The organism is Pseudomonas sp. FW305-25, assembly GCF_017351415.1.
In the GTDB taxonomy this organism is placed as follows: Bacteria; Pseudomonadota; Gammaproteobacteria; order Pseudomonadales; family Pseudomonadaceae; genus Aquipseudomonas; species Aquipseudomonas chlororaphis.
The window spans coordinates 182,953-209,875 of the sequence record NZ_JACNDE010000009.1 but is presented as its reverse complement, the minus strand read 5'-3'; the positions used below and the strand labels follow the sequence as shown (position 1 = coordinate 209,875).

The 26,923-nt window shown below is 63.8% G+C and carries 26 protein-coding genes; 14 read left to right on the top strand and 12 right to left on the bottom strand.

The window, feature by feature from the left end; translation table 11 throughout:
- Window position 1: 1 nt before the first annotated feature.
- Complete coding sequence (locus J4E58_RS11870; protein WP_007931223.1) at window positions 2-757, bottom strand: membrane protein; 756 nt, start codon at window positions 755-757, stop codon at window positions 2-4.
- Between the two features lie 373 nt (window positions 758-1,130).
- Here J4E58_RS11870 and J4E58_RS11865 point away from each other — a divergent pair, with 373 nt between their 5' ends.
- Both J4E58_RS11865 and J4E58_RS11860 read left to right on the top strand, forming a co-directional pair.
- Window positions 1,131-1,514, top strand: a complete 384-nt coding sequence (locus J4E58_RS11865; protein WP_087090200.1) for a hypothetical protein — start codon at window positions 1,131-1,133, stop codon at window positions 1,512-1,514.
- A gap of 143 nt (window positions 1,515-1,657) precedes the next feature.
- Window positions 1,658-2,287: a flavin reductase family protein gene (locus J4E58_RS11860; RefSeq protein ID WP_087090198.1), complete on the top strand. Its 630-nt coding sequence runs from the start codon at window positions 1,658-1,660 to the stop codon at window positions 2,285-2,287.
- 43 nt (window positions 2,288-2,330) lie between these two features.
- Here J4E58_RS11860 and J4E58_RS11855 read toward each other — a convergent pair whose 3' ends face one another.
- Together J4E58_RS11855 and J4E58_RS11850 are read right to left on the bottom strand one after the other, a co-directional pair.
- Window positions 2,331-2,603: a hypothetical protein gene (locus J4E58_RS11855; protein WP_087090196.1), complete on the bottom strand. Its 273-nt coding sequence runs from the start codon at window positions 2,601-2,603 to the stop codon at window positions 2,331-2,333.
- Window positions 2,604-2,612: 9 nt separating this feature from the next.
- Window positions 2,613-2,978 carry an antibiotic biosynthesis monooxygenase family protein gene (locus J4E58_RS11850; protein WP_007931229.1) on the bottom strand — a complete coding sequence of 122 codons (366 nt, stop codon included), beginning with the start codon at window positions 2,976-2,978 and terminating at the stop codon, window positions 2,613-2,615.
- Between the two features lie 331 nt (window positions 2,979-3,309).
- Between J4E58_RS11850 and J4E58_RS11845 the strand changes: the two genes are divergently transcribed.
- Window positions 3,310-4,239 (top strand): AraC family transcriptional regulator, encoded by a 930-nt coding sequence (locus J4E58_RS11845; RefSeq protein ID WP_007931230.1) that lies wholly within the window; start codon window positions 3,310-3,312, stop codon window positions 4,237-4,239.
- A 131-nt stretch (window positions 4,240-4,370) separates the two neighbouring features.
- Here J4E58_RS11845 and J4E58_RS11840 read toward each other — a convergent pair whose 3' ends face one another.
- A complete protein-coding gene (locus J4E58_RS11840) occupies window positions 4,371-5,819 on the bottom strand; it encodes an aldehyde dehydrogenase family protein (RefSeq protein ID WP_087090194.1) in 1,449 nt (482 codons plus the stop codon).
- A complete protein-coding gene (locus J4E58_RS11835; protein WP_087090192.1) occupies window positions 5,816-7,453 on the bottom strand; it encodes a 5-guanidino-2-oxopentanoate decarboxylase in 1,638 nt (545 codons plus the stop codon). The genes J4E58_RS11840 and J4E58_RS11835 overlap by 4 nt, the downstream gene beginning before the upstream one ends.
- 153 nt (window positions 7,454-7,606) lie before the next feature.
- On the opposite strand from J4E58_RS11835, the gene J4E58_RS11830 reads away from it, so the two are divergent.
- Window positions 7,607-8,488 carry a LysR substrate-binding domain-containing protein gene (locus J4E58_RS11830; RefSeq protein ID WP_087090457.1) on the top strand — a complete coding sequence of 294 codons (882 nt, stop codon included), beginning with the start codon at window positions 7,607-7,609 and terminating at the stop codon, window positions 8,486-8,488.
- Window positions 8,489-8,671: 183 nt separating this feature from the next.
- Here the strand turns inward: J4E58_RS11830 and J4E58_RS11825 are convergent, their stop codons facing one another.
- Both J4E58_RS11825 and J4E58_RS11820 read right to left on the bottom strand, forming a co-directional pair.
- A complete protein-coding gene (locus J4E58_RS11825) occupies window positions 8,672-9,286 on the bottom strand; it encodes an NAD(P)-dependent oxidoreductase (RefSeq protein ID WP_007929793.1) in 615 nt (204 codons plus the stop codon).
- A gap of 76 nt (window positions 9,287-9,362) precedes the next feature.
- The gene (locus J4E58_RS11820; RefSeq protein WP_087090190.1) at window positions 9,363-10,247 is read right to left on the bottom strand and encodes an MBL fold metallo-hydrolase; all 885 of its coding nucleotides are present in this window, start codon (window positions 10,245-10,247) and stop codon (window positions 9,363-9,365) included.
- A gap of 144 nt (window positions 10,248-10,391) precedes the next feature.
- On the opposite strand from J4E58_RS11820, the gene J4E58_RS11815 reads away from it, so the two are divergent.
- The gene (locus tag J4E58_RS11815; RefSeq protein WP_037035534.1) at window positions 10,392-11,297 is read left to right on the top strand and encodes a LysR family transcriptional regulator; all 906 of its coding nucleotides are present in this window, start codon (window positions 10,392-10,394) and stop codon (window positions 11,295-11,297) included.
- A 138-nt stretch (window positions 11,298-11,435) separates the two neighbouring features.
- The gene (locus J4E58_RS11810; RefSeq protein WP_007929787.1) at window positions 11,436-11,612 is read left to right on the top strand and encodes a hypothetical protein; all 177 of its coding nucleotides are present in this window, start codon (window positions 11,436-11,438) and stop codon (window positions 11,610-11,612) included.
- 15 nt (window positions 11,613-11,627) lie between these two features.
- On the opposite strand, the gene J4E58_RS11805 is transcribed toward J4E58_RS11810, so the two are convergent.
- Window positions 11,628-12,518, bottom strand: coding sequence for a helix-turn-helix domain-containing protein (locus J4E58_RS11805; RefSeq protein WP_053262424.1), 891 nt, complete (start codon window positions 12,516-12,518; stop codon window positions 11,628-11,630).
- A gap of 186 nt (window positions 12,519-12,704) precedes the next feature.
- Between J4E58_RS11805 and pobA the strand changes: the two genes are divergently transcribed.
- Window positions 12,705-13,889, top strand: coding sequence for a 4-hydroxybenzoate 3-monooxygenase (gene pobA, locus J4E58_RS11800; protein WP_172963080.1), 1,185 nt, complete (start codon window positions 12,705-12,707; stop codon window positions 13,887-13,889).
- A gap of 77 nt (window positions 13,890-13,966) precedes the next feature.
- The gene (locus tag J4E58_RS11795; RefSeq protein WP_087090186.1) at window positions 13,967-15,484 is read left to right on the top strand and encodes an MDR family MFS transporter; all 1,518 of its coding nucleotides are present in this window, start codon (window positions 13,967-13,969) and stop codon (window positions 15,482-15,484) included.
- A 50-nt stretch (window positions 15,485-15,534) separates the two neighbouring features.
- Here the strand turns inward: J4E58_RS11795 and J4E58_RS11790 are convergent, their stop codons facing one another.
- The 4 genes from J4E58_RS11790 to J4E58_RS11775 form a co-directional block, all read right to left on the bottom strand.
- Entirely contained in the window at window positions 15,535-16,371 is an 837-nt protein-coding gene (locus tag J4E58_RS11790) for a cache domain-containing protein (protein ID WP_087090184.1), read from the bottom strand.
- Between the two features lie 133 nt (window positions 16,372-16,504).
- Window positions 16,505-17,338 carry an ATPase gene (locus J4E58_RS11785; protein WP_087090182.1) on the bottom strand — a complete coding sequence of 278 codons (834 nt, stop codon included), beginning with the start codon at window positions 17,336-17,338 and terminating at the stop codon, window positions 16,505-16,507.
- A 106-nt stretch (window positions 17,339-17,444) separates the two neighbouring features.
- Window positions 17,445-18,437, bottom strand: a complete 993-nt coding sequence (locus tag J4E58_RS11780) for an NAD(P)-dependent oxidoreductase (RefSeq protein ID WP_087090180.1) — start codon at window positions 18,435-18,437, stop codon at window positions 17,445-17,447.
- A gap of 99 nt (window positions 18,438-18,536) precedes the next feature.
- On the bottom strand, window positions 18,537-19,436 hold the full coding sequence (locus J4E58_RS11775) for a LysR family transcriptional regulator ArgP (protein ID WP_087090178.1): 900 nt from the start codon (window positions 19,434-19,436) through the stop codon (window positions 18,537-18,539).
- Window positions 19,437-19,532: 96 nt separating this feature from the next.
- Between J4E58_RS11775 and J4E58_RS11770 the strand changes: the two genes are divergently transcribed.
- From J4E58_RS11770 to J4E58_RS11745, 6 genes are all read left to right on the top strand, one after another.
- Window positions 19,533-19,934 (top strand): ACT domain-containing protein, encoded by a 402-nt coding sequence (locus J4E58_RS11770; protein ID WP_087090176.1) that lies wholly within the window; start codon window positions 19,533-19,535, stop codon window positions 19,932-19,934.
- Window positions 19,935-19,939: 5 nt separating this feature from the next.
- Window positions 19,940-20,542 carry a LysE/ArgO family amino acid transporter gene (locus J4E58_RS11765; protein WP_009045341.1) on the top strand — a complete coding sequence of 201 codons (603 nt, stop codon included), beginning with the start codon at window positions 19,940-19,942 and terminating at the stop codon, window positions 20,540-20,542.
- A 176-nt stretch (window positions 20,543-20,718) separates the two neighbouring features.
- On the top strand, window positions 20,719-21,315 hold the full coding sequence (locus tag J4E58_RS11760; protein WP_007929765.1) for a superoxide dismutase: 597 nt from the start codon (window positions 20,719-20,721) through the stop codon (window positions 21,313-21,315).
- 305 nt (window positions 21,316-21,620) lie between these two features.
- Window positions 21,621-23,672, top strand: a complete 2,052-nt coding sequence (locus J4E58_RS11755) for a bifunctional diguanylate cyclase/phosphodiesterase (RefSeq protein ID WP_007929764.1) — start codon at window positions 21,621-21,623, stop codon at window positions 23,670-23,672.
- A 163-nt stretch (window positions 23,673-23,835) separates the two neighbouring features.
- Window positions 23,836-25,179: an imelysin family protein gene (locus tag J4E58_RS11750; protein WP_007929763.1), complete on the top strand. Its 1,344-nt coding sequence runs from the start codon at window positions 23,836-23,838 to the stop codon at window positions 25,177-25,179.
- A 313-nt stretch (window positions 25,180-25,492) separates the two neighbouring features.
- Window positions 25,493-26,920 (top strand): di-heme oxidoredictase family protein, encoded by a 1,428-nt coding sequence (locus J4E58_RS11745; RefSeq protein ID WP_087090174.1) that lies wholly within the window; start codon window positions 25,493-25,495, stop codon window positions 26,918-26,920.
- Window positions 26,921-26,923 lie beyond the last annotated feature (3 nt).

Below are 26,923 nucleotides of genomic sequence, written 5' to 3'. Positions count from 1 at the left end.
ATCACCCCAATTCAGCTGCCACCTGCCGCTCGCTACGGTTCTTGTAGTACGAAGCCCCGGCAATCATCACCAGCAGAATCCCCGCCAATACCGCCGACGAGCCGATAGTGCCGAAGTCCAGGCCGCCCTTCTCCAGGGGCTTGGTCAGGAAGTCGCCCAGGGTCGCGCCGAACGGCCGGGTCAGCACGAACGCCACCCAGAACAACAGTACCGACGAGATCCGGGTGCAGTACTTGAGCACGACCACCAGGGCGATGGTCGAGCCGATCAGCAGTGCGCCGCCGGCAAAACCCAACCCCGAGTCGTCCGCCAGGTAGTCCCCCAGCGCCGTGCCCAGGGTGTTGGAAAACAGGATCGCCAGCCAGTAGAACAGCTCGCCGCGCAGGGTCTGGATCTTGTTGACGTTGAGCGAATCTCCGCTCAGGCGCCAGACCGCGAAGATCGCCAGCAGGATCGCGATCAGGATCGCCGAGCCGGTGGCGTAACCCAGGCCCAGGGTGCGGTCCATGAAGTCCGACATGGTGGTGCCGGCGGTGCTGGTGGAGAGGATCACGATCCAGTACAGCACCGGGTTGTAGGTTTTCGAAAACAGCTGGGTGACCAGGGTCAGCAGGAACACGCTGATCAGGATCATCGAGCTGATGGCGTAGCCGACATTCAGGGTCATCGACAGCAGGTCGCCGGCAGTTTCCCCGAGGGTCGTCGCGCAGATTTTCATGACCCAGAACGCCAGGGTGATCTGAGGGAGTTTATTCATTCGTTGCAGTGCTCCAGGGCTCGAGTGAAGACGGTCCGTCTTGGACTTCTATGTGGGAGCGAAGGCTGCGGGGCGAGCGGTGAAAAATAGGTAAGGGGTGTATGAAAAAACCGTTGAGCAGGTTTTTTCAGTGGTGCAGGCAGGTTAATGACCGGTTAATGCCCAGCCCTCACTCTGCCTCCATCGAAATCGGTGTCGGCGCGTCAAACGCGGCAGAAGCAGGCAAGAGGCCTTATGCAGTGATTCTTGACGCCAAAAACATCTATTAATTCGATATTTTTCAGCATTTATTTGCGCTTTTTAATCAAATTAACTGGCGTAGTATTCATTTCACACCCACTGCACAAAACTCACCGAACCTGGAGTGACCCTCATGAAAAGCAAACTGATCCTCGCCCTGACCCTTTCCGTACTGGCTGCCAATACCTTTGCCGCCGATGGTTACGACCGCACCGGCTCCGCTACTTTCACCTCGGGCAGCTCGGCCAGCGCCAGCCTGGCTTCCGACGGTTTCGATCGCACCGGCACCGCCGCCGCTATCGCCTCCGATGGCTTCGATCACACCGGCACCGCAGGCGCAGTCGCTGCCGACGGCTTCGATCGCACCGGGACTGCCGCCGCCATCGCCTCCGATGGCTTCGACCACACCGGCACCGCAGGCGCAGTCGCCTCCGATGGCTTCGACCACACTGGTACCGCAGGCGCAATCGCTGCCGACGGCTTCGATCGCACCGGGACTGCCGCCGCCATCGGCTAACCCTCAGGGATGCCCCGCAGCCCGGCTTCGGCCGGGCTTAGTTGTTTTTGGCCCGGGGAAAACCGCACGCCGCAAGGCTGGCATTAACTTTCAATGGCTTGCACTATGGCGGCCTTCCCTCTTTGTCCGCGCAAGAGCCCGTCATGTCCGAAGACATCCATTACTACGAACCCACCCAGGGCCACGGCCTGCCCCACGATCCGTTCAACGCCATCGTCGGCCCGCGCCCGATCGGCTGGATCTCCTCCCAGGACCAGCAAGGCCGGCTGAACCTGGCGCCCTACAGTTTTTTCAACGCTTTCAATTACATTCCACCGATCATCGGTTTCTCCAGCGTCGGTCGCAAAGACAGCCTGAACAACATCGAGCAGACCGGCGAGTTCGCCTGGAACCTCGCCACCCGCCCGCTCGCCGAGCGGATGAACCAGAGCTGCGCGGCCGTGCCGGCCGAGGTCAATGAGTTCGAACTGGCGGGGCTGACGCCCGTGGCCTCGAAAGTGATTGCGGTGCCGCGGGTAGCCGAAAGCCCGGTGTCCTTCGAGTGCAAGGTCACGCAGATCATTCAACTGCAGCGCGCGGATCAGGAGTTGGTGCCCAGCTGGCTGATCCTCGGCGAAGTGGTCGCCGTGCATATCGCCAAGTGGCTGCTCAAGGACGGGATATACGACACCGCCGCGGCAGAGCCGATTCTGCGCGGCGGCGGGCCGGCGGATTATTTCCAGCTGGGGCCAGAGGCCTTGTTCAAGATGTTCCGCCCGGGGGCGGTCAGGTAGCTGCTCAAACCAACTAGCTGCCCAGATCAGGTAGCGACCCGGATCAGGCCGTTGCCCAGGCCAGTTCGCCGTCTTCGATCACGTCGATCAACTGCTCAAGCTTCTGCGCGGCAGCCTGGTCGGCGTCATGGGCGGTCTTGAATTTCTGGTCGTCGAGGACCTTGTGAAAGCGCGGTGCCCCTGAACCACCCAGGGCCTTGACCGCGATGGCGGCGCTGTAGCCCCCTTCACCTGGAACCACGGCGGAAACCGCTTCGTATGCTGCAAACTCTTTACGTGCCATGTTGCTGGTCCTGGCCAATGGAAAGTCGGCCATTCTAAACCCTCAGCTGGCCAGCTGGTGTACCGGTGCCCCGTTCAGTTGCGCGTATTCGCCTTCGGCCTGGGCCGCCGAGACGTCTCTGAAAGTATGGAAATCCAGGCTGTTGACCACCAGGTCCTGGACCAGCTCGGCGAAGATCGCCATGGCCGGCGAACAGAAGTAATCGGTCATCGCCTGCTGGCTGCTCCAGAATCCGGATATCAGCCACAGGTCAGCGTCGCACTGCGAATGCTGCAAGGCGAACTGCAGGCAACCTGTGGCCTGGCGGGATGGTTCGATCAGACTGCTCAAGCGAGCCCCCAACTCCGTTGAGCGGCCGGCACGGGCGCGAACGAATGCCATGTGGCTGACGGGAATATGCGTGGACATGTGCGACCCTCCCAGGGTGGTGTCGAGGCAGCCATGGGACGGGCTGCGACAGGATCCAAGATTAAGCGCCCGGCGTAATGCTCGTTAGTCGATTCCTGCCGGCCTATTGCACAATCCTGCGAGTCTTGCCCGGGAACGCCGAATCCTGCCCGGCAAGAGGAAAAAACCCACAACGTTGTTTCAAGCAAGTGACAGCCCGCGCACAGGACTCGACTCTACTCACGCGCGCACGCGTGGCAGGATCAGGCAAGATTTACGCAGGAATCGCCTACCCCTGGCGCTTGCACAAATTTAAGCTGTGGCCATTCGCAATCTTCTCGGAGGGGCCTTCATGTCATCGCTCGAAACCCAGCAGCCGCCACTGGATGCGGAAATGGAAAAACAGCGGGCGGAGCTGGCCGGGATCATTGCTCGCAATACCGGCGAAGACGGCAGCTATGCCACGGCGATCCAGTCGCTGTTCGTCTCGCGTTACAGCCACTCCCACGATTTCGCCTCGGTGCTGGCCCAGCCGGCCCTGTGCATCATGGCCCAGGGGCGCAAGGAAGTGCGGCTGGCCGACGAGGAGTTCAACTACGACCCGCTCAACTACCTGGTGGTCTCGGTTTCCATGCCCTTGAGCGGGCGCCTGGCCGATGTCTCGCCGCTGGAACCGGTCCTGGCCCTGCGCCTGGACATCGACCCGGCCGAGATCAGCACGCTGATCGCCGATGCCGGGCCGCTGGGTGTACCGAACCGTCCTGTCGGCCGCGGCCTGTATGTGGAACGCCTGGACACGCCGATGCTCGACGCCGTGCTGCGCCTGACCCGCCTGCTGGACACGCCCAAAGACATCGCCATGCTCGCGCCGCTGATTCGTCGGGAAATTCTCTACCGGCTGTTGCGCAGTCCGCAGGGCCATCGGTTGTATGAGATCGCCATCGCCAACAGCCAGAGCCACCGGGTCAGCCAGGCCATAAAGTGGCTGAACGGCAACTACGAGCAACCGCTGCGCATCGACGATCTGGCGCGAGGGGTGAACCTCAGCGTGTCCACCCTGCACCACCGTTTCAAGGCCATGACCGCCATGAGCCCCTTGCAGTATCAGAAGCAACTGCGCCTGCAGGAAGCCCGGCGCCTGATGCTGACTGAAGGGCTGGAGGCGTCCGCCGCCGGATACCGGGTCGGCTACGAAAGCCCTTCGCAGTTCAGCCGCGAATACAGCCGCCAGTTCGGCGCCCCGCCGCTGCGCGACATGGCGCGCCTGCGCAGCAGCGTCTGACTCCCCCTTGTAGGAGCGAGCTTGCTCGCGATAGCCGCAAGGCGGCGCTCTATCTGTCGCACGGCGTCATCCTTGACCCGCATCGCGAGCAAGCTCGCTCCTACAGAGAACCATCTCGCTCCAAAAGACTGTTACCGCGCGCGAACCACGTGCTTGATCTCCTGGAACGCCTGCAAACCCCAAGGCCCCAGCTCGCGGCCGATGCTGCTCTGCTTGTAGCCGCCCCAGGCGGTCTGCGGGAAGATCACTTGCGGTGCGTTGATCCACACCAGCCCGGCCTGCAAGGCATTGGCGACTCGTTCGGCGTTCGGCACATCGGCACCGACCACACTGGCCACCAGGCCGAATTCGCTGTCGTTGGCCAACGCGATGGCCTCGGCCTCGCTGGCGAAACTGCGCACGCAGAGCACCGGGCCAAAGATCTCCTCACGCCACAGCGCACTGTCGAGGGGCACTTCGGTGAAGATCGTCGGCTGCACAAAAAAGCCGCGCGCGCGGTCCGCCGGGCGCTCGCCACCGCATACCAACTTGGCCCCGACACTCAGCCCGCGATCGATATGGCCCAGCACGCGCTGGTATTGCGCCTGGTTGACCAGCGCGCCCATCTCCACGTCCGGATCGAAAGGGTCCGCCACCCGAATCGCCTCGGCCCGTGCCTTGAGGCGCAGGAGGAATTCGTCCGCCAGCTCGTCGGCCACCAGCACCCGGCTGGTGGCGGAGCACATCTGCCCGGCGTTGAAAAAACCGCCGCCGCAGGCCAGCTCCACCGCCAGTTCGAGATCGGAATCGGCCAGCACCAGCAGCGAAGATTTGCCACCCAGTTCCAGGCTCACGCCCTTGACCGTCTCCGCCGCGCGTTGCATGACCTGGACCCCGACCGCATTGCTGCCGGTAAAGGAAATCTTCGCCACCCGCGGATCGGCCGCCAGCGGCGCGCCTACCGCCAGGCCGGTGCCGCAGACCAGGTTGAACACGCCCTTGGGCAAGCCGCTCCGGGCGATGATCGCCGCCAGCTCCAGTTCCGGCAGCGGCGTGACTTCCGAGGGCTTGAGCACCACGCTGCAACCGGCGGCCAGGGCCGGCGCGAGTTTCCAGGCGGTGGTGACCATCGGGAAATTCCACGGCACGATCAGGCCGACCACACCACAGGGCTCACGCCGCACACGGGCGCTGAAATCATCGCTGGGCAGCGGCACATCGCGGTCCTGGGCGGCGTCCAGGCCTTCGGCCAGCTCCGCGTAGTATTCGAAGGTGGCAATTACGTCGTCGACGTCGATGGCCGCTTCGAATTGCGGCTTGCCATTGTTGCTCGACTGCAGGTGCATCAGGCGTTCACGACGCTCGGCGACACCGGCGGCGATCCGCCGCAACACCGCGCCACGCTCGGCGCCGCAGGTGGCGGCCCACTCGGCGAGCCCGGCCTGGGCGGCACTCACCGCCTGCTCGACGCTGTGTTGATCGCCGCCACCGACCACGGCCAGTGGCTCTTCGGTAGACGGATTGATCACCGGCAACCGCTCGCTGCCGGCATGCCACTGGCCATCGATGTACAGGCCGTTCAACAGGTTTGTCGGGTTCATGCCTGCACCGCCCGCATCCAGCCGGCCTGGTCGATTTCGATCAGGGTCGGGCCCTGGCGATCGCTGGCCGCGCGCAACGCATCGCGCAATCCGTCGATGCTGTCGATGGCCTCGGCGGCGCAGCCCAGGGCCTTGGCCACGCCGATGAAGTCTGGCGTGTAGATGTCCACGCCCACCGGCTCGATGTCGCGGTTGACCATGTACTTCTTGATCTCTTCATAGCCCTGGTTATTCCACAGCAGCACGATGATTGGCGTGCGTGCTTCCACCGCGCAGGCCAGTTCCGACAGGGTGAACTGCAGGCCGCCGTCGCCGATCAGGCACGCCACCGGGCCCCGGGCGTTGCGTTCGGAAGCGCCACCGAGCCAGGCGCCGATCGCCGCCGGCAAGGCATAACCCAAGGTGCCGTAGCCGGTCGAGGAGTTGAACCAGCGGCGAGGACGCTCGGGGTTGAAGGTCAGGTTACCGCTGTACACCGGCTGCGTGGAGTCGCCGACGATGACGATCTGCGGCAGCTCCTGCAGGACGGTTTCGAGGAACAGAGTCTGCGCCCGGGTCGGGGCGTCCCACTGCTGCTCCAGTGCGCTACGCAGGGCAGCGGCACGGGCCGCGCCCCAGGCGCTGTCGCGCTCGCTCAGCGGTTGTTTGCCCAGCTCGGCCAGCAAGGCCTCGGTTGCGCTGTGCGCGTCGGCCACCAGCGCCACTTTCGGCGGATAGTTGCGCACGGTCTGGTCAGGGTCGATGTCGATGCGCAGCAGGGTGCCAGGAATCTCGAAACCGCCGGCGAAAGTCACGTCGTAATCGGTTTCGGCCAGCTCGGTGCCGATGGCCAGGACCACGTCGGCATCGGCCACCAGGGCGCGGGTCGCCACCAGCGACTGGGTCGAACCGATCAGCAGCGGGTGCCGCGACGGCAGCATGCCCTTGGCGTTGATGGTCAGGGCCACGGGTGCCTGGAGCCATTCGGCGAGGCGGGTCAGGGACGCGGCGGCATCGATCGCGCCACCGCCGGCGAGGATCAGCGGACGCCTGGCGCCGGCCAGCAACTGGCTCATCCGCGCGATGGCGGCGGGCGCAGCGCCGGCCCGGGCGATGCTCACCGGCTCGCTGTCGAGCAGGTCGTCGGCCTCCTCCACCAGCACGTCGAGGGGGATTTCGATGTGCACCGGGCGCGGGCGGCCGGCCTGGAACAACGCGAAGGCGCGGGCCAGGACACCCGGCAGTTCCGCCGCCGACATCAGGGTATGGGAGAACGCCGCCACGCCGCCCACCAGGGCCCCCTGGTTCGGCAGCTCGTGTAGCTTGCCGCGGCCGCCGCCGAGCTGGCTGCGCGATTGCACGCTGGAGATCACCAGCATCGGAATCGAGTCGGCATAGGCCTGGCCCATGGCGGTGGTGATGTTGGTCATGCCCGGGCCGGTGATGATGAAGCACACCCCCGGCTTGCCGCTGGTGCGGGCATAGCCGTCGGCCATGAAACCGGCGCCCTGCTCGTGGCGCGGCGTGACATGCCGGATGCTCGAACAGGCCAGGCCGCGATACAGCTCGACGGTGTGCACCCCGGGAATGCCGAAGACCTGCTCGACGCCATAACCTTCGAGTAACTTGACCAACACTTCGCCGCACGTCGCCATGTCTTGCCCTTCTTGTTCGCTTGAGACGGTGTGCCTGGCTGGCCGCTGCATGGCCAGGCACGGGGAAGGCGTCATTGGAACGGGCTGCGTGTAGCGGGAACAATGGATAAAAAGTCATACTCGCCATGTCCTCACGTCATGCCTTGGCCCTTTATGAAACGCCTCCCGCCCTTGCCCGCGCTGCACACCTTTCTGATCACCGCGCGCTGCTGCAACTTCACCCACGCGGCCGAGCAGCTGCATATCACCCAGGGTGCGGTGAGCCGGCAGATCGCCGGCCTGGAGAGTCACCTGGGTTATGCCTTGTTCCAGCGCCAGGCCCGCGGCCTGAGCCTGACGGCCGAAGGACGGGAATGGCTGCCACGGGTGGAACAGGTGTTCGGCCTGATCAGCGAGGGGGTGGAACAGGTCGGGGTGAACCGCGACACCCTGCAACTCAAGGCGTCCACCTGTGTGATGCGCTGGTTGTTGCCGCGCCTGATGCAGTGGCAGAAAGAGCGGCCGGACGTGCCTGTGCGGCTGACCACCACCGTGCAGCACGGGGTGGACTTCAGTCGCGAACAATTCGACGCCGCGGTGATTTACGGTGCCCCGCCACCTTCCACCCTCGGTGCCTATCACCTGTTCGACGAACAGCTGACGCCGGTGTGTTCACCTGCACTGCTCGAAGGGGCGATACCACTCAACACCCCGGCCGACCTGCAGCAACACATGCTGCTGCACCCGACCCTGGATACCCATGACTGGAGTACCTGGCTGAAAGCCTCGGGGACGGTGCTGAACAACATCGGCAAGGGCCAGCATTTCGAAACCCTGGACCTGGCGATGTCGGTTGCTTCCCAGGGGACGGGGGTAGCTATTGGCGATTGGGCATTGATCGGCGAAGACCTGAGCGCCGGGCGGCTGGTCATGCCATTTGAATTGAAGGTCCGTACGGGGCTGGGCTATTACCTGGTGCACCCCGATCGCTCGGCACCGTCGCCGCAGTTACGGGCGTTGCTGGACTGGCTGGTGAAACAGGCCCGGGCACGATAGCCGCTGTAACCCTGTAGCCCTGTAGCCCTGTAGCCCTGTAGCCCTGTAGCCGCTGGCGCAGCCTGCGATCGAGCGCGTAGCGGTCGTAATCCAGTCAACACGTTGTACCTGCAAAAACGCGGTGTCTGGTTTTACGACTGCTGCGCAGCCGATCGCAGCCTCCGGCAGCGGCTACAGGATGTCTCAGTAACCGACCGTGAAACGCTGGCGGGAGTGCTTCGGTGTTTCCAGCTCATCGATCATGGCGATGGCGAAGTCGGCGAAGGTGATCCAGCTCTTGCCTTCGGCGCTCACCAGCAGGTGGTCCTGGCCCAGGCGGAACTGCCCGCGGCGCTCGCCTTCGACGAACTCCGCCGATGGCGACAGGAAGGTCCAGTCCAGCTCTTTTTCCTGGCGCAGGGTATCGAGGAACACACTGCCGGCACTGGCTTCGGCCTTGTATTCGTCCGGAAAACCGGCGGCATCGATCACCCGGCTGCCGTCGGGCAACAGCAACGAACCGGCACCGCCCACCACCAGCAGGCGTTTGACTCCGGCCTTTTTCACCGGCTCGATCACGGCCTTGGGCGCGATGGTGGAAAAGTGCGCCGCGCTGATCACCGCATCGTGACCGGCGATCGCCGCTTGCAACGCCGCGCCGTCCAGCACGTCGACCGCCTTGCTCACCACACCGGCGCGATTGCCGATTTTCGCCGGGTTACGGGCGATCGCGGTAACGCTGTGACCACGACGCAGGGCTTCTTCCAGCAGTTGGCTACCGGCACGGCCGGTGGCCCCAATGATTGCGATCTTGCTCATGACAGTTCTCCAGTTCCGATAAGTGACGCAAAGCCTTACAGGGAGTGCCCCCGCGCCAGGCGCGGGGACGGTCGAATCACCACTTCATTTCGCCCTTGGCGACCTTGGCGCTCAGCTCCAGGGAGCTGTCTTCGCCCAGGTCCGGGTAACGCTTTTTCATCGCCGCGATCAGTTCGGCGGAATCCTTGGCCTTGGCGGTTTCTTCATCGAAGGCCTTGATGTAGTCGGCGGTGAAATGCACGGGAGCCAGGGAGCGGGCGCTTTCGCCCAGGTAATGGCCGGGCACCACGGTCTGGGGTTTCAGCGCGGCGATGGTGTCCAGGGTGGTCAGCCAATCCTTGTGGGATTGCGCGGTCTGGGTATCGGCCATCCACACATGGATGTTTTCCGCGACCACCACGCCACCGACGACCGCCTTGATCGACGGGATCCAGACGAAGGTGCGGTCAGGTTGCTTGCCGTCCAGGCCGATGATGTCCAGCTTCTGCCCTTCCAGGCTCAGGCTGTGGCCCTTGAGCACGCCCGGCACGATGGTCTTGGCCGGCACGTCGTCGCCCATTTTCGGGCCCCAGAATGCGAGCTTGCCGTCGACCGTGGCCTTGATGTGCTCGACGGTCGGCTGCGAAGCCACGACCTTGGCCTTGGGGAAGGCCCGGGTAATGGTGTCCAGGCCGAAGTAGTAGTCCGGGTCACCGTGGCTGATGTAGATGGTGGTCAATTGCTTGCCGCTGGCGCGGATCTTTTCCACCAGTTGCTCGGCCTGGGATTTGCCGAACTGCGCATCCACCAGGATCGCTTCCTTCTTGCCGCTGACCAGCACCGAGGTCACCGGGAAGATCGCCGCGGCGCCCGGGTTGTACACATCCAGGCTCAGGGCCGGCTCGACGGCGGCGGCATGGGCGGCAAAACCCAGGGTGGCGGTGGCCAGCAGCAGGCGCTTGAGTGAGGTGAATCCGATCATGTGCAGCTCCGATGGTCTGTCGGCCGTAAGTGGCCAGGGGTAGGTGGCGATAGGTAAGTGGCGATGGAGATGAAGCTTAGTTGCCGCACTCGTTACAAAAAATGCGATGCTTGGACATAGTTTGTTTCTGAAAGCGGGCAAATCATGGATCGTCTTCAAGCAATGCGCGTCTTCGTCACCGTAGTCGACCTTGGCAGCCAGTCGGCCGCCGCCGACCACCTGGACCTCTCGCGGCCAGTGGTTTCGCGCTATCTGGCGGAGCTGGAGGACTGGGTCGGCGCCCGGCTGATGCACCGCACCACCCGCAAGCTGAGCCTGACCGCGGCGGGCACCGAGATCCTGCCGCGCTGCCGGCAGATGCTCGAGTTGTCGACGGACATGCAGGCCGCCGTCAGCGAACCCGACGACGCGCCCCGCGGCTTGCTGCGCATCAGCGTCAGCACCTCGTTCGGCCAGGCCCAGTTGGCCGATGCCATGGCCACCTACGTCAAGCGTTACCCCGGCGTCAGCATCGACCTGCAGATGCTCGACCGCACGGTGAACCTGGTGGACGAGCGCATCGACCTGGCGATCCGCACCAGCAACGACCTGGACCCGAACCTGATCGCCCGGCGCCTGACGGTCTGCCGCTCGGTGATCTGCGCCTCGCCGGCCTACCTGCGCGAGCACCCGGCACCGCAACGCGTCGAGGAACTCAGCCAGCACAACTGCCTGACCCACTCCTATTTCGGCAAGAGCCTGTGGCATTTCGAGCAGGACGGCGAACAGGTTTCGGTCCCGGTGCAGGGCAATATCAGCGCCAACGAAGCCAGCACCCTGTTGCGCGCGACCATGGCCGGGGCCGGCGTGGCCATGCTGCCCAGCTACCAGGCCGGGGTGCATATCCACAGCGGCGAACTGGTGCGCCTGCTGCCCCACGCAGAGCCCCGGCAAATGAACATGTACGCGGTCTACGCCTCGCGCAAACACATGCCGGCGGCCCTGCGCAGCATGCTGGATTTCCTGGTGCTGCGCTTCCCCGAGGAGCCGGAGTGGGACAAGGGCCTTTAAAGCCCGATAAGACCGCTGAATACCCCGTCAACACGCTGCCCGCGACCTGGCCGGCGGCCATGGCTGATCCACATGGCTGATCTATGCTGATAACAGTACCCCCACACGCGCAGGGGTATTCGTTCAGAGGTGTTTGCCATGAACATCAAAACAAGAAGATACCTGGCCATTTTCGTCACCTGCACCGCGACCCTGGCGCTGTATGGAACAGCGGCCTATCGCGTCGAGCAGGCCCGGCAACAGCCACGTGTCTACGCCAGCTGCAACGTCGACCAGTGCATCCCGCACAACGCGACCCTCAACTCCCTGAAATGATGCAGGCGCGCGGCGTCACGGTTCGTGATCGGTCTTCAGCCGGTCGCGGAAAGCCTTGGGCGAGATCCCGACCCGGCGGCGGAACAGCCGGGTGAAGTTGGTGGGATCGGAAAACCCCAGGGTGTCGGAAATCTCGTAGATGGTCATGCTGGTGTAGGTCAGCAGGCGCTTGGCCTCCAGCAGCTGACGCTCATGCATGATCTGCAGGGCCGGCTGGCCCGCCAGTTCGCGGCAGGTGCCATTGAGGTGGGAAACGGAAATCCCCAGTTTGTGCGCCAGGTCCTCGACCTTCACATGCTCGCGATAGTGGGCCTCCACCAGTTGGATATAGCCATTGAAATACTCCCGCGCCCGCTGCGGTCGCTGGCTGGCGCTGCGGCGCCGGATCGCCTGGCGGCTGACCCACACCATGATCACGCTGACCAGCGAGTGCATGAGCATTTCCCGCGCCGGCTCACGCCCCTGGTACTCGTTCTGCAACGCGGCAAACAGGCTGTTCAGGTAGTCGCCGTCGGCGCCCGCCGGGTAGCTCTCGGCCACGGCCAGGGCATTCACCGAGTGCCCCAGCTGGGCTTGCAGATGGGCCATCAAGGGCGCCGCCAGGGTCACCACATAACCGTCGATGTCTTCGGAAAAACGAAAGCCGTGCACCGACAGGGCTGGCAGGATCTGCAGCGCCGACTCCCCCAGCAACGTGCGCTGGCCTTCGATCTCAAGCTCGGCCTGGCCGCGATGCACGAACAGTAATTGACAGAGATCGGCATGCCGATGCGGCTTGATTTCCCAATGGTGCTCGCGGCTGCGCTTGGAAATGGTTTCGCAGTGCAGCAGGTCCGGTGTCGGCCAATCCAGGCTTTCCCCATAGAGTTTGAACACCGGAATTGAAGGCAAGGCAGGCTTATTCATAACTGCAATCCAGGCCTCTGGGTGACGGGCGATAATCGCACCGATTGGTGAAATGAACAGGTATCGGCTCAGTTTTCACCTTCAACTGACAGCATCACAAGTGAAAAATGCAGGCACTCGAAACATAAAAATCAGTCAGCGAACCTGTTCGCGTGAAGCTTGCGAGTCATAAAAACAATGAAAACCCTGAAAACTCAAGTCGCCATCATTGGCGCCGGCCCCTCCGGACTGCTGCTCGGCCAACTGCTGCACAAGGCCGGCATCGATACCCTGATCCTCGAACGACAAACCCCGGATTATGTACTCGGGCGCATCCGCGCCGGGGTACTGGAACAAGGCATGGTCGACCTGCTGCGCCAGGCCGGGGTCAGCCAGCGCATGGACGCCGAAGGCCTGGTGCACGGCGGCTTCGAACTGGCCCTCGACGGCCGTCGGGTGGCCATCGACCTGCACGCCCTCACTGGCGGCAAGAGCGTGACGATCTACGGCCAGACCGAAGTCACCCGCGACCTGATGCAGGCCCGCCAGGCCGTCGGCGCCCGGACCCTGTACCAGGCCGACAACGTGCGCCCCCACGACATGCACAGCGACCAGCCCTACCTGACCTTCGATTACCAGGGCGAGCCCCATCGCCTGGACTGCGACTACATCGCCGGCTGCGACGGGTTCCACGGGGTCGCCCGGCAGTCGATCCCGGCCGACAGGCTCAAGGTGTTCGAACGCGTCTATCCGTTCGGCTGGCTCGGCATTCTCGCCGACACCCCACCGGTCCACGACGAACTGGTCTACGCCCGCCACGAACGCGGCTTTGCCCTGTGCAGCATGCGGTCGACCACCCGCACCCGCTACTACCTGCAAGTACCGGCAGAGGAAAATGTCGCCGACTGGTCCGATCAACGTTTCTGGGACGAGCTCAAGAGGCGCCTGCCCGAGGAGCTGGCCGAACGCCTGGTGACCGGGCCGTCGATCGAGAAAAGCATCGCGCCGCTGCGCAGCTTCGTGGTCGAGCCGATGCAATACGGACGGCTGTTCCTGGTCGGCGACGCCGCGCACATAGTGCCCCCCACCGGGGCCAAGGGCCTGAACCTGGCCGCCAGCGATGTCAGCACGCTGTTCAACATCCTGCTCAAGGTCTACCGCGAGCAGCGCACCGACCTGCTGCAGAAGTATTCGCAAATCTGCCTGCGGCGGATCTGGAAGGCCGAGCGTTTCTCCTGGTGGATGACCGCGATGCTGCACCGTTTCCCCGACTCCGACGACTTCAGCCAGCGCATCGCCGAGTCGGAGCTGGCGTACTTCGTCGACTCCGAGGCCGGGCGCAAAACCATCGCGGAAAATTACGTCGGCCTTCCTTACGAGGCTATCGAGTAGGAGCCTATCGAGTACACTGGCGAGCATTCCCGCTCGCCTTGCACCCTGCGGGTCAATCACTGCCCGCAGGTTATTTCGTGTCCAATCCCAACCAGCCTGGCCAGCCCAAACCGGCTCTTCGCAGCGTACTGATCGCCCTGATGCTGGCGATCTTCCTCGGCGCCCTGGACCAGACCATAGTCGCGGTCTCCATGCCCGCCATCTCCGCGCAATTCAAGGACGTCAGCCTGCTGGCCTGGGTGATTTCCGGCTACATGGTGGCCATGACCGTGGCGGTGCCGATCTACGGCAAGCTCGGCGACCTCTACGGGCGGCGCAAGCTGATGCTGTTCGGCATGGGCCTGTTCACCCTGGCGTCGCTGTTCTGCGGCATGGCGCAGAACATGGAACAGCTGGTCCTGGCGCGGATCTTCCAGGGCATCGGCGCCGGCGGGATGATTTCGGTCAGCCAGGCGATCATCGGCGACATCGTGCCGCCCCGCGAGCGCGGGCGTTACCAGGGCTATTTCAGCAGCATGTACGCGGCGGCCAGCGTCGCCGGCCCGGTGCTCGGCGGCTACATGACCGAATACCTGTCCTGGCGCTGGGTGTTCCTGATCAACCTGCCCCTGGGCCTGGGCGCCTGGCTGGTGGCCAGACGCAATCTGCGCGGGCTGCCGATTCCGCAGCGCAAACCGATCATCGACTACCTCGGCACGCTGCTGATGATCATCGGCCTGACGGCCCTGCTGCTGTCGATCACCCATTTCGGCCAGGGCCACGCCTGGCGCAGCAGCGAAGTGCTGGGCCTGCTGACGTGTGCCGTCGTCGCCCTGGCCCTGTTCGCCTGGCATGAACGGCGCACGGAAGAGCCGCTGCTGCCCATGCACCTGTTCGCCAACCGCAACGCCATGTTGTGCTGGTGCACGGTGTTCTTCACCAGCTTCCAGGCCATCTCGCTGACGGTGCTGATGCCGTTGCGCTTTCAGAGCGTCACCGGCGCCGGTGCCGACAGCGCGGCATTGCACCTGCTGCCGCTGGCCATCGGCCTGCCGATGGGCGCCTACTTCGCCGGGCGCATGACCTCGGTGACCGGCCGCTACAAGCCGATGATCCTCGGTGGCGCCCTGCTGATGCCACTGACCGTTCTCGGCATGGCCTTCAGCCCGCCCCAGGCGGTGCTGCTGAGCAGTGTGTTCATGTTGTTCAGCGGGATTGCCTCGGGCATGCAGTTCCCGACGTCGCTGGTGGGCAGCCAGAACTCGGTGGAACAACGGGACATCGGCGTCGCCACCAGCACCACCAACCTGTTCCGCTCCCTGGGCGGTGCGGTGGGCGTGGCCTTGATGTCGGCGCTGTTGCTGGCGCTGTTGCAGGATTCCAGCTTCGCCCAGTTGAGCGGCTCGGCGCTGATCGGCGAAGGCCACTCGGGCAATGTGCTGCTCGACGGCCTGAACGCCGCGCCGGGTCCGGAACAGGGAGCCTTGCGGGCTGAGTTGCTGCTGACCTTCAAACACTTGCTGATGGTCAGTGCGGCGGTGTCGTTGCTCGGCTTGGCGGCGGCGCTGGCCATGCCCAACGCGCTGCTGCGCGGGCGCGAAGACAAGGTCAAATAACGGCATCGCCAGCCAGCTCTTCCACAGGCGAGCTGGCTGGCGACCGACCTTTACGGGCTGTAGTACCCCACCGCCACCAGGAAGTGCCCGACCTTGCGCAGGTAGGCGTGCTTGTCTTCCACCTTGGCCGTCACCGGGTTCTTCCAGCGGTACTCATACTCGCCCTGCTCCTGGGTGGCCATCAGCGCCAGGATCGGCTCGCCCACCGGTTTGCCGTCCGGGTCCTTGACCTTGCCGAAGTCGGTATTGATCAGCCGCAGATTGGTGCCGTGGGCCACGTAGCGCTGGTTGTCCAGGTCGACCACGAACACATACAGGTCGTCCTGCAGGAAGCCGCCCTTGAGCGAGTTGATCGCTGTCAGCGTGCCCTTCTCATCCTTGACCAGTTCGGTCGCCGCCTTGTCCAGCAAGGCTTTGGCCTGCTCGGCGGAAGCCCGTGGCAGGTAATAGCCGACCGCCAGGATCCGCTCGCCGACCCGCTGGTAATACACATGCTTGCGCTCGACCTTGCCGTCGGCCCAGTTCTGCCAGCGGTATTCGGCTTGCTGGATGCCATTGCCCTCGGGAATCTTCAGCGCGTCCTTGAAGGCCTTTTGCAGATCCGGCCCAAGCACCTCGGAAACATCGCGGCCGATCAGCGCCGACGACGGCCCGCCACTGGCCAGCATCACCCCCTGGGTGTCGACCACAAACACGTAACGGTCCTTGTCGACGAACTCGCCCTGGCGGCTGAACGCGGCGAAGGCCTTGTCACCGTGGTCGTGGTAATAGGCCAGGGCCTTCTCCAGCAGGGCCTTGGCCGCCGTGGCATCGTCCGCCGCCTGGACCTGGCTGGCGCAGAACATCAGCAACCCTCCCAGCACCGTGGCTCTAAGCAATCCCCTCATTGCGCGTCCCTCGTTCTTGTTGGTGTTTCAAGAGCGTAGACGGCTGCGGGATATGGTCGAGTATTCAGCGAAGCAGGGAGGCGAGAGACAAAACCGCGACCTTCCCACGCCACGCACGGGAAGGTCGCCAGGGTCAGGGGCGGGTATTGAGCTGCTGCTGCAGGTTCTGGATCTGGCTCTGCAGGGTATTGATGTTGCGAGTGACCTGACCGCGGAAAGCATCGAACTCGGCGGTGTTGGTGCCGCCCTGGGCCGCGGCGGGACGATTGTCCTGCTGACTCTTGAGCACGATGATGTCCTGTTCCAGACGCTCGATGGCGGCGCTCGGGTTGCCCTGTTTCTTCAAGGCCGCGATCTCGGCGTTCAGGCCCTTGAACTGGGCATCGACCTTGCTGGTGTCGGCAGGCGCGCTTTTCAGGGCGGCCAGTTCGCTGCCCAAGGTTTTCACCTGTGCCTGCAACTGGGTATTGGCCGCCTGCTGCTCGGTGGCCTGCGCGGTCATCTGGGCCAGGCGCTTGTCCAGGTCCGTGGCCTGCCCGGCCACGCCTTGCTGCTTGCCCTGGTCCTGCAGACGGCTTTCCAGCTGCTTGATCTGCAACTTCAAGGCTTCGCTGTCGCTGTTGACGCTGGACTGGCTGGCCACCACCTTGCCGGAAATATCCTGCAGGCGCCCCGCCGCTTCTTCGCTGATGCGGGCGAAACTTTCCTGGGTGGCGACCAGTTGCTGCTCCATCAGCGAGATCTGCTGGAAGCTCCACCAGGCCAGGCCGATAAAGGCGAAGAACAAGGCGCCGACCAGCGCCCAGAGCGGCCCGGCATTCGGGGTCTTGACCTTGGCGGCCGGCACGCTGCGCGAATGCACCGAAGTACGCGCGCGGCCCGCGGCGGTGGTCGGGAAATCATCGTCGAGGGTATCGGCACGCAGGCTTGGAACATCGTCGAAGTCGTCGTTGGCATCGTTACGCATGGGGCAACCTTTCTAAACCGCGGTGATAGCTGAATGCGGCGAGTATAAACCGCTAACCCGCCGCCCTCATCGACCCTGAACCCCGAACTCGGTTCAGTGTTTATTTTCAGCGTATGTCCTGGGCCTTCCACCAGCCGCAGAATTCATCCAGGGCCGTCCACAGGCTGACCTTAGGTTCGTAATCCAGATAATGGCGGGCGCGGCTGATATCCAGGGTGAAGTTCTTGTTCATCACCTGCATGCCCAGGCGCGACAGGGTCGGCTCCGGACGGCCCGGCCAGAGCTTGCAGAAGCCTTCATTGAGGGCCGCCACGCTGTAGGCCAGGCCAAAGGAGCGGTAGCGCGTGACCTGCGGCACGCCCATCTGGCGCATCACGTAGTTCACCACGTCCCACAACGGCACGGGCGCGCCGTTACTGATGTTGTAGGCCTTGCCCAGGGCCGAGCCGCTGGCCAGCAGACTGCTAAGCAGCGCTTCGTTGAGGTTCTGCACACTGGTGAAGTCGACCTTGTTCAGGCCGTTGCCGATGATCGCCAGACGGCCCTTGCGCTGCATCTTCAACAGGCGCGGGAAAATGCTCATGTCGCCGGCACCGGTGACAAAACGCGGGCGCAGCGCCAGCACCTCCAGGCCGAACTCCTGGGCGCCGAACACCTTCTGCTCCGCCAGGTATTTGGTGGCGGCATAAGGGTGCTTGAAGCGCTTGGGCACCTGCTCCTCGGTCAGGCCCAGATGGTCGCGACCGTCGAAATAGATCGACGGCGACGACAGATGCACCAGGCGCCGGACATGGCGCTTGAGGCAGGCTTCGACCACGTTTTCGGTGACCAGCACGTTGCCCTGATGAAAATCCTGATAGCGCCCCCAGAGCCCCACCGCCCCCGCGCAATGCACCACCGCATCGACGTCGCGACACAGGTCGCGCACCAGGTCCGCGTCGCTCAAGTCGCCCTGGACGAACTCGGCCCCGCGCCGCACCAGATGCTCCACACCTTCGGCCCGACGCCCGTTGACCCGTACATCCAGGTCCTGCTCAAGGGCAAAACGCGCGAAGCGTCCACCAATGAAGCCGCTTGCGCCGGTGACCAGAATTTTCATGACTTGCTCCTAAAAAAACGCAGTGACGAGCTACAAGCTGCAAGCTGCAAGTTGAAAACCAAAGCGCAAGCTGCCCACTTGGAGCTTGTCGCTTGACGCTTATGGCTGCTCCAAGGGCACCAGCCATTGCGCCGAAGAACGCGCCAGGTGCTCGGTGAGCAGGCCCAGCAGTTGGCCACCATTGCGCCAATGATGCCAGTACAGCGGCACATCGATCGGCTTATCTGGCAAAAGCTCCACCAACACCCCCCGCGCCAACTGGTCGCGCACCTGCAATTCGGGCACCAGCCCCCAGCCCAGGCCGGCCTCGGTCAAGCGGATGAAGCCCTCGGACGAGGGACACAGGTGATGCTCGAACCCGCCATCGACCCCCAGCGCCGCCAGGTAGCGGTGCTGCAGGAAATCGTCCGGGCCGAACACCAGGGCTGGCGTGCGAGCCAGGCGCTCGGCTTGCACGCCTTGCGGAAAATGCCGCGCAAGGAAGGCCGGGCTGGCCAGGGCACGGTAGCGCATGGCGCCCAGCAGCACACTGCGGGCGCCCGCCACCGGCCGCTCGCTGGCGCAGACACAGGCCGCCACTTCGCCGGCGCGCATGCGCTTGAGGCCCACGGTCTGGTCTTCGACGATCAGGTCGAGGAGCAAGTGCTGCTCGGCACAGAAGTCGCCCACCGCCTCGGCCCACCAGGTGGCCAGGCTGTCGGCGTTGAGGGCGATGCGCAGACGCTCCGGCAGGCCTTCCTCGTCCAGGGCCGGCACCTGACTCTGCAGGTCGCGTTCGAGCAGGCGTACCTGCTGCACATGGTTGAGCAGGCGCCGGCCGATTTCCGTCGGCGCCGGCGGCGTGACCCGCACCAGCACCGGCTGGCCGATCCGCGCCTCGAGCAGCTTGATCCGCTGGGAAATGGCCGACTGCGACAACCCCAGCACCTGCGCGGCACGCTCGAATCCGGCCTGTTCGATGACCGCGGCCAGGGCGGACAGCAATTTATAGTCGAACATCAGTTTTCCTAATGAGCGATCAGTAATATTGGTTTTTCTTATACAGCCTGCAACCGGAGAATAGCCAGCATGCTTTCTCGTTCAAGGACCTTTTTCATGGCTGGCGAAACCTCCCTCGATACCCTGCTGCGCAGCATGAGCCCGCAGCTCAACCACGGCGACTACGTGCTCTGCTCCATCGCCGATCGCGCGCTGCTCGAAGGTAGCGACGTACTGGGCAGCTTTCGCGAGCAGGAAGGACTCACGGTGATCCTTGAGCGCCAGCAGGCCGAACGCCTGGGGCTGGGTTTCGATTACGTCGCGGCCTGGATCACCCTGAACGTGCATTCGGCCCTGGAAGCCGTCGGCCTGACCGCCGCGTTCGCCAGCGCCCTGGGCAAGGCCGGGATCAGCTGCAACGTGATCGCCGGCTACTACCACGATCATCTGTTTGTCGCTAAGGCCGATGCCGAGCGCGCCATGGGCGTGCTGCGGCAACTGGCGGCGGGCAAGGAGTAAAGGCTATGTGGCAGAGCTACGTTAACGGGCTGCTGGTGGCGGCCGGGCTGATCATGGCGATCGGCAGCCAGAATGCGTTTGTCCTGGCCCAGAGCCTGCGGCGCGAACACCACCTGCCGGTGGCCGTGCTGTGCGTGACCTGCGATGCGTTGCTGGTGGCGGCCGGGGTATTCGGCCTGGCCACGGTGCTGGCGCAGAGCCCGACACTGCTGGCGGTTGCCCGCTGGGGCGGCGCCGCGTTCCTGATCTGGTACGGCAGCCAGGCCCTGCGTCGCGCCTGTTCCAGACAGAGCCTGCAACAGGGCGAGAACCAGACCGTGCGCTCGTTGCGCGCGGTACTGCTCAGTGCGCTGGCGGTGACCCTGCTCAACCCCCATGTGTACCTGGACACGGTGTTGCTGATCGGCTCGCTGGGGGCGCAACAGACCGAACCCGGCGCCTATGTGGTCGGCGCGGCCAGCGCTTCGCTGCTGTGGTTTTTCACCCTGGCCCTCGGCGCCGCATGGCTGGCTCCGTGGCTGGCCCGGCCGAGCACCTGGCGCATTCTCGACCTGCTGGTAGCGGTGATGATGTTCAGTGTCGCGGTTCAGTTGATGACCGCCGGGTGATTTATTCCAAAAGGCTCTGGAACCTCTATCCCACACAGTTGTTGCGTGGTTAAGCCGCACCCCCGGTGCTATGATCCGAACCCTGCGCCGCAAAGAGTACAAACTCCCCGGCGCTTGTCTGGCCGCCCGTGATCGGCCTTGCGCTCACCGCAACTGACCTGATTAGGAGAATCATCATGGCTTTCGAATTGCCGCCGCTGCCTTACGCACACGATGCCCTGCAGCCGCACATTTCCAAGGAAACCCTGGAATACCACCACGACAAGCACCACAACACCTATGTCGTGAACCTGAACAACCTGGTGCCAGGCACCGAGTTCGAAGGCAAGACCCTGGAAGAGATCGTCAAGTCTTCCTCGGGCGGTATCTTCAACAACGCCGCTCAGGTCTGGAACCACACTTTCTACTGGAACTGCCTGGCACCAAACGCCGGCGGTCAACCAACCGGCGCTCTGGCTGAAGCCATCAACGCCGCTTTCGGTTCGTTCGACAAGTTCAAAGAAGAATTCACCAAGACTTCCGTCGGCACCTTCGGTTCCGGTTGGGGCTGGCTGGTGAAAAAGGCTGACGGTTCCCTGGCCCTGGCCAGCACCATCGGCGCCGGCAACCCGCTGACCAGCGGCGACACCCCGCTGCTGACCTGCGACGTCTGGGAACACGCTTACTACATCGACTACCGCAACCTGCGTCCAAAGTACGTCGAAGCGTTCTGGAACCTGGTCAACTGGAAATTCGTGGCCGAGCAGTTCGAAGGCAAGACCTTCGTCGCCTAAGCCCGTTTGCAGTCAAAAAAACCCGGCATTGCCGGGTTTTTTCGTTTTACCGGCAAGGGCCAGGTTTGCCGCGCCAGCCCGGCGGACTAACCTCTCTATTCAGCTAAAAAATCTCCGCCGTCCCTCAAGTTGCAAGGCTTGGCTACCGACATATAACCGATAAGCGCGGATATGCTGGCTCCCGGCATTCCAACCAAACCTACAGGTGAAATATCCTGGGCCTGATTGTCCCTTTGACTGCCATCACGGGATTGCCAATACTCATGGCAACTTGACGCTACCCGCACGGAACAAGGAATAACCCTTTGAAGCTGGAACTCAAAAACAGCTTGTCGGTGAAGTTGCTCCGGGTTGTGCTGCTGTCGGCACTGATAGTGGGCGTAGTGCTGAGCTGCGCACAAATCGTCTTCGATGCTTATAAGACTCGGCAGGCGGTCGCTAATGATGCCCAGCGCATTCTCGACATGTTTCGCGACCCCTCGACCCAGGCCGTCTACAGCCTGGACCGCGAAATGGGCATGCAAGTCATCGAAGGCCTGTTCCAGGATGATGCTGTGCGCATGGCCTCCATTGGCCATCCCAACGAAACCATGCTCGCGGAAAAAACCCGTGAGTTGCAGAATTCCCCCAGCCGCTGGCTGACCGATCTGATCCTCGGCAAGGAGCGCACCTTCACCACCCAACTGGTGGGTCGCGGGCCCTACAGCGAATACTACGGCGACCTGAGCATCACCCTCGATACGGCCACCTACGGCCAGGGATTTATCGTCAGCTCGGTGATCATTTTCATTTCCGGCGTACTGCGCGCCCTGGCCATGGGCCTGGTGCTGTACCTGGTTTACCACTGGCTGCTGACCAAGCCGCTGTCGCGGATCATCGAGCACCTGACCACCATCAATCCGGACCGCCCCAGCGAACATCAGATCCCGTTGCTCAAGGGCCACGAGCGAAACGAGCTGGGGATCTGGATCAATACCGCCAACCAGTTGCTGGCATCGATCGAACGCAACACGCACCTGCGCCATGAAGCGGAAAACAGCCTGTTGCGCATGGCCCAGTACGACTTCCTCACCGGCCTGCCCAACCGCCAGCAGTTGCAGCAGCAACTGGACAAGATCCTGATCGACGCCGGCCGCCTGCAACGCCGGGTCGCGGTGCTCTGTGTCGGCCTCGACGACTTCAAGGGCATCAACGAACAGTTCAGCTACCAGACCGGCGACCAGTTGCTGCTGGCCCTGGCCGATCGCCTGCGGGCCCACAGTGGTCGCCTGGGCGCCCTCGCCCGCCTTGGCGGCGACCAGTTCGCCCTGGTCCAGGCCGATATCGAACAACCCTACGAAGCCGCCGAACTGGCGCAGAGCATTCTCGACGACCTGGAAGCACCGTTCGCCCTCGATCACCAGGAAATCCGCCTGCGCGCCACCATCGGCATCACCCTGTTCCCGGAAGACGGCGACAGCACCGAGAAGCTGCTGCAGAAAGCCGAGCAGACCATGACCCTGGCCAAGAGCCGGTCGCGCAACCGTTATCAGTTCTATATCGCCAGCGTCGACAGCGAGATGCGCCGGCGCCGCGAACTGGAAAAAGACCTGCGCGAAGCCCTGAGCCGCGAGCAGTTCCACCTGGTCTACCAGCCGCAGATCAGCTACCGCGATCATCGTGTGGTCGGGGTCGAGGCGTTGCTGCGCTGGCAGCATCCGGAACACGGCTTCGTCCCGCCGGACCTGTTCATTCCCCTGGCCGAGCAGAACGGCACCATCATCGCCATCGGCGAATGGGTGCTGGACCAGGCCTGCCGCCAACTGCGCGAATGGCATGACCTGGGCTTCAGCGACCTGCGCATGGCGGTCAACCTGTCCACCGTGCAACTGCACCACGCCGAGCTGCCGCGGGTGGTCAACAACCTGCTGCAGATCTATCGCCTGCCGCCGCGCAGCCTGGAGCTGGAAGTCACCGAAACCGGCCTGATGGAAGACATCAGCACCGCCGCCCAGCACCTGTTGAGCCTGCGCCGCTCGGGGGCGCTGATCGCCATCGACGACTTCGGTACCGGCTACTCGTCCCTGAGCTACCTCAAGAGCCTGCCGCTGGACAAGATCAAGATCGACAAGAGCTTCGTCCAGGACCTGCTGGATGACGACGACGATGCGACCATCGTGCGGGCGATCATCCAGCTGGGCAAAAGCCTGGGCATGCAGGTGATCGCCGAGGGCGTGGAAACCGCCGAGCAAGAGGCCTACATCATCTCCGAAGGCTGCCACGAAGGTCAGGGTTATCACTACAGCAAACCCCTGCCGGCACGGGAGCTGAGCGCCTACCTGAAACAGGCCCAGCGCAGTAACGCGGCCATCCTCTGAAGACCCGATTGCGCGCATAAGCCTGATCCAGCGCAATCGCTTCCTGAATAGGAAATATTTACAACCACAACCCTTTACACATAATGCAAATCTTTCGCATTATGTCGCAGTTTTGCGCATCTCCCGCGCCACTCCACCCCTCTCTCGAAGCAGGATGTTCGCCATGATTCGTATGCCTCTGGCTACCGCCAGTCTGTTGGCCATCGCTATTTCCCTCGCCGGTTGCGGCGAAGGCAAAGACCAGGCTGCCGCGCCGCAAGCCGCTACCCCAGCCGCCAGCACCGCAGCCCCGGCCACCGCTCCTGCGGCCGGCAAGGTCGATGAAGCGGCAGCCAAGGCGGTCGTCGCGCATTACGCCGACATGGTCTTCGCCGTGTACAGCGATGCCGAATCCACCGCGAAGACCCTGCAGACCGCGATCGACGCCTTCCTCGCCAAGCCCAACGCCGACACCCTGAAAGCCGCCAAGGCTGCCTGGGTCGCGGCTCGCGTGCCTTACCTGCAGAGCGAAGTGTTCCGCTTCGGCAACACCATCGTCGACGACTGGGAAGGCCAGGTGAACTCCTGGCCGCTGGACGAAGGTCTGATCGATTACGTCGACAAGTCCTACGAGCACGCGCTGGGTAACCCGGGCGCCACCGCCAACATCATCGCCAACACTGAAGTCCAGGTCGGCGAAGACAAGGTCGACGTGAAGGACATCACCCCGGAAAAACTCGCCAGCCTCAACGAGCTGGGCGGTTCCGAGGCCAACGTCGCCACCGGCTACCACGCCATCGAGTTCCTGCTCTGGGGCCAGGACCTGAACGGCACCGGCCCTGGCGCCGGTAACCGTCCGGCTTCCGACTACCTGGAAGGCGCCGGCGCCACCGGCGGCCACAACGACCGTCGCCGTGCCTACCTGAAAGCCGTGACCCAACTGCTGGTCAACGACCTGGAAGAAATGGTCGGCAACTGGAAGCCGAACGTGGCCGACAACTACCGCGCCACCCTGGAAGCGGAACCGGCTGAAAGCGGCCTGCGCAAAATGCTGTTCGGCATGGGCAGCCTGTCCCTGGGCGAACTGGCGGGCGAGCGCATGAAGGTGTCCCTGGAAGCCAACTCCCCTGAAGACGAACAGGACTGCTTCAGCGACAACACCCACAATTCGCACTTCTACGATGCCAAGGGCATCCGCAACGTGTACCTGGGCGAATACACCCGCGTCGACGGCACCAAGCTGACCGGCGCCAGCCTGTCGTCGCTGGTGGCGAAAATCGACCCGGCCGCCGACACCGCATTGAAGGCCGACCTGGCCGCCACCGAAGCCAAGATCCAGGTCATGGTCGATCACGCCAACAAGGGTGAGCACTACGACCAGTTGATCGCCGCCGGTAACGACGCGGGCAACCAGATCGTGCGTGACGCCATCGCCGCGCTGGTCAAGCAGACCGGTTCGATCGAACAGGCCGCGGGCAAGCTGGGTATCAGCGACCTGAACCCGGACAGCGCCGATCACGAGTTCTGATCACTGTTGCGGGAATGAAAAGGCGACCTTCGGGTCGCCTTTTTTGTGCCTGTCTATGACGCGGCCCCTGTAGCCGCTGCCGCAGGCTGCGATAAGGCCGCAGGCCTTCAGCGATCTTGAAACCCTGCGCCCCCTTCGGTGGCGATCGCAGCCTGCGGCAGCGGCTACAGGACCAGACCAGAGCCGGGGGACAGGGACAGGCAGGCTTCGCTTGCGTTGTCCCACGTCAAGCGGAACGATAATTCCTCTTATTCAAACTCCCCTGCCCTGTTAGACTTTGCGCCCTTGTTTTGCTCGTCCTGCAGGATATCCGATGCCCCTGTCGCTGCTTCGCTGGTCTGCGCTGTTCATGGCCTTGAGCCTGAGTGCCTGCGATGACGCCCCGCGTTTTACCCAGGCCGAGCCGGGCGAAGCGCGTTCCGGCGGTGAAGCGACCGTGCGCAAGAGCGACCAGAATGCCTTTTCCATGCCGTCGGCCAACCTGTCGCCAACCCGGCGCCTGGACTTCAGCGTCGGCAACAGTTTCTTCCGCAGCCCCTGGGTGATCGCCCCCTCGACCACTACCGCCCGCGATGGCCTGGGCCCGCTGTTCAACACCAACGGCTGCCAGAACTGCCATATCAAGGACGGCCGCGGCCACCCGCCGACGCCCGACTCGGACAACGCCGTGTCGATGCTGGTGCGCCTGTCGATCCCCAATGAGCCGACCTACGCCAAGGTCATCGAGCAGCTGGGCATAGTGCCCGAGCCGGTGTATGGCGGGCAGTTCCAGGACATGGCGGTGCCTAGCGTCGCCCCGGAAGGCAAGGTGCGGGTCGAGTACGAGCCGCTGACCGTGCGCTTCAAGGACGGCAGCGAAGTCGAACTGCGCAAGCCGAAGCTGCAGATCACCCAGCTCGGTTATGGCCCGATGCATCCCGACACCCGCTTCTCGGCCCGCGTGGCGCCGCCGATGATCGGCCTGGGCCTGCTCGAAGCCATCCCCGAGGCGGCGATCCTGGCCAATGCCCAAGCGCAAGCCAAGGCTGGCAATGGCATTGCCGGACGGCCGAACCGGGTCTGGGACGATGCCCAGCAAAAGACCGTACTCGGGCGTTTTGGCTGGAAAGCCGGACAACCCAACCTCAATCAACAAAATGTTCACGCGTTCTCTGGTGATATGGGCCTGACCACCAGCCTGAGACCCTTCGATGACTGCACCGACGCCCAGACCGCCTGCAAGCAAGCCCCCAACGGCAACGGGCCGGATGGCGAACCGGAAGTCAGCGACAACATCCTGCGCCTGGTGCTGTTCTACAGCCGCAACCTCGGGGTACCGGCGCGGCGCGAGGTTGGCTCGCCACAGGTGCTGGCCGGCAAGAACCTGTTCTACCAGGCCGGCTGCCAGTCCTGTCATACCCCCCGGTTCACCACCGCCGCCGACGCCGCAGAACCCGAGCTGGCCAATCAAGTGATCCGCCCCTACAGCGACCTGCTGCTGCACGACATGGGCGAAGGCCTGGCCGACCACCGCAGCGAATTCCAGGCCGGCGGCCGCGACTGGCGCACGCCGCCGTTGTGGGGGATCGGCCTGACGGAAACGGTCAGCGGCCACACCCAGTTCCTGCATGACGGTCGCGCCCGCAACCTGCTCGAAGCCGTGCTCTGGCACGGCGGCGAGGCCCAGGCGGCGCAGCGACAGGTTTTATCCTTCAATGCCGAACAGCGCGCTGCGTTGCTGGCATTCCTGAATTCTCTTTAACGC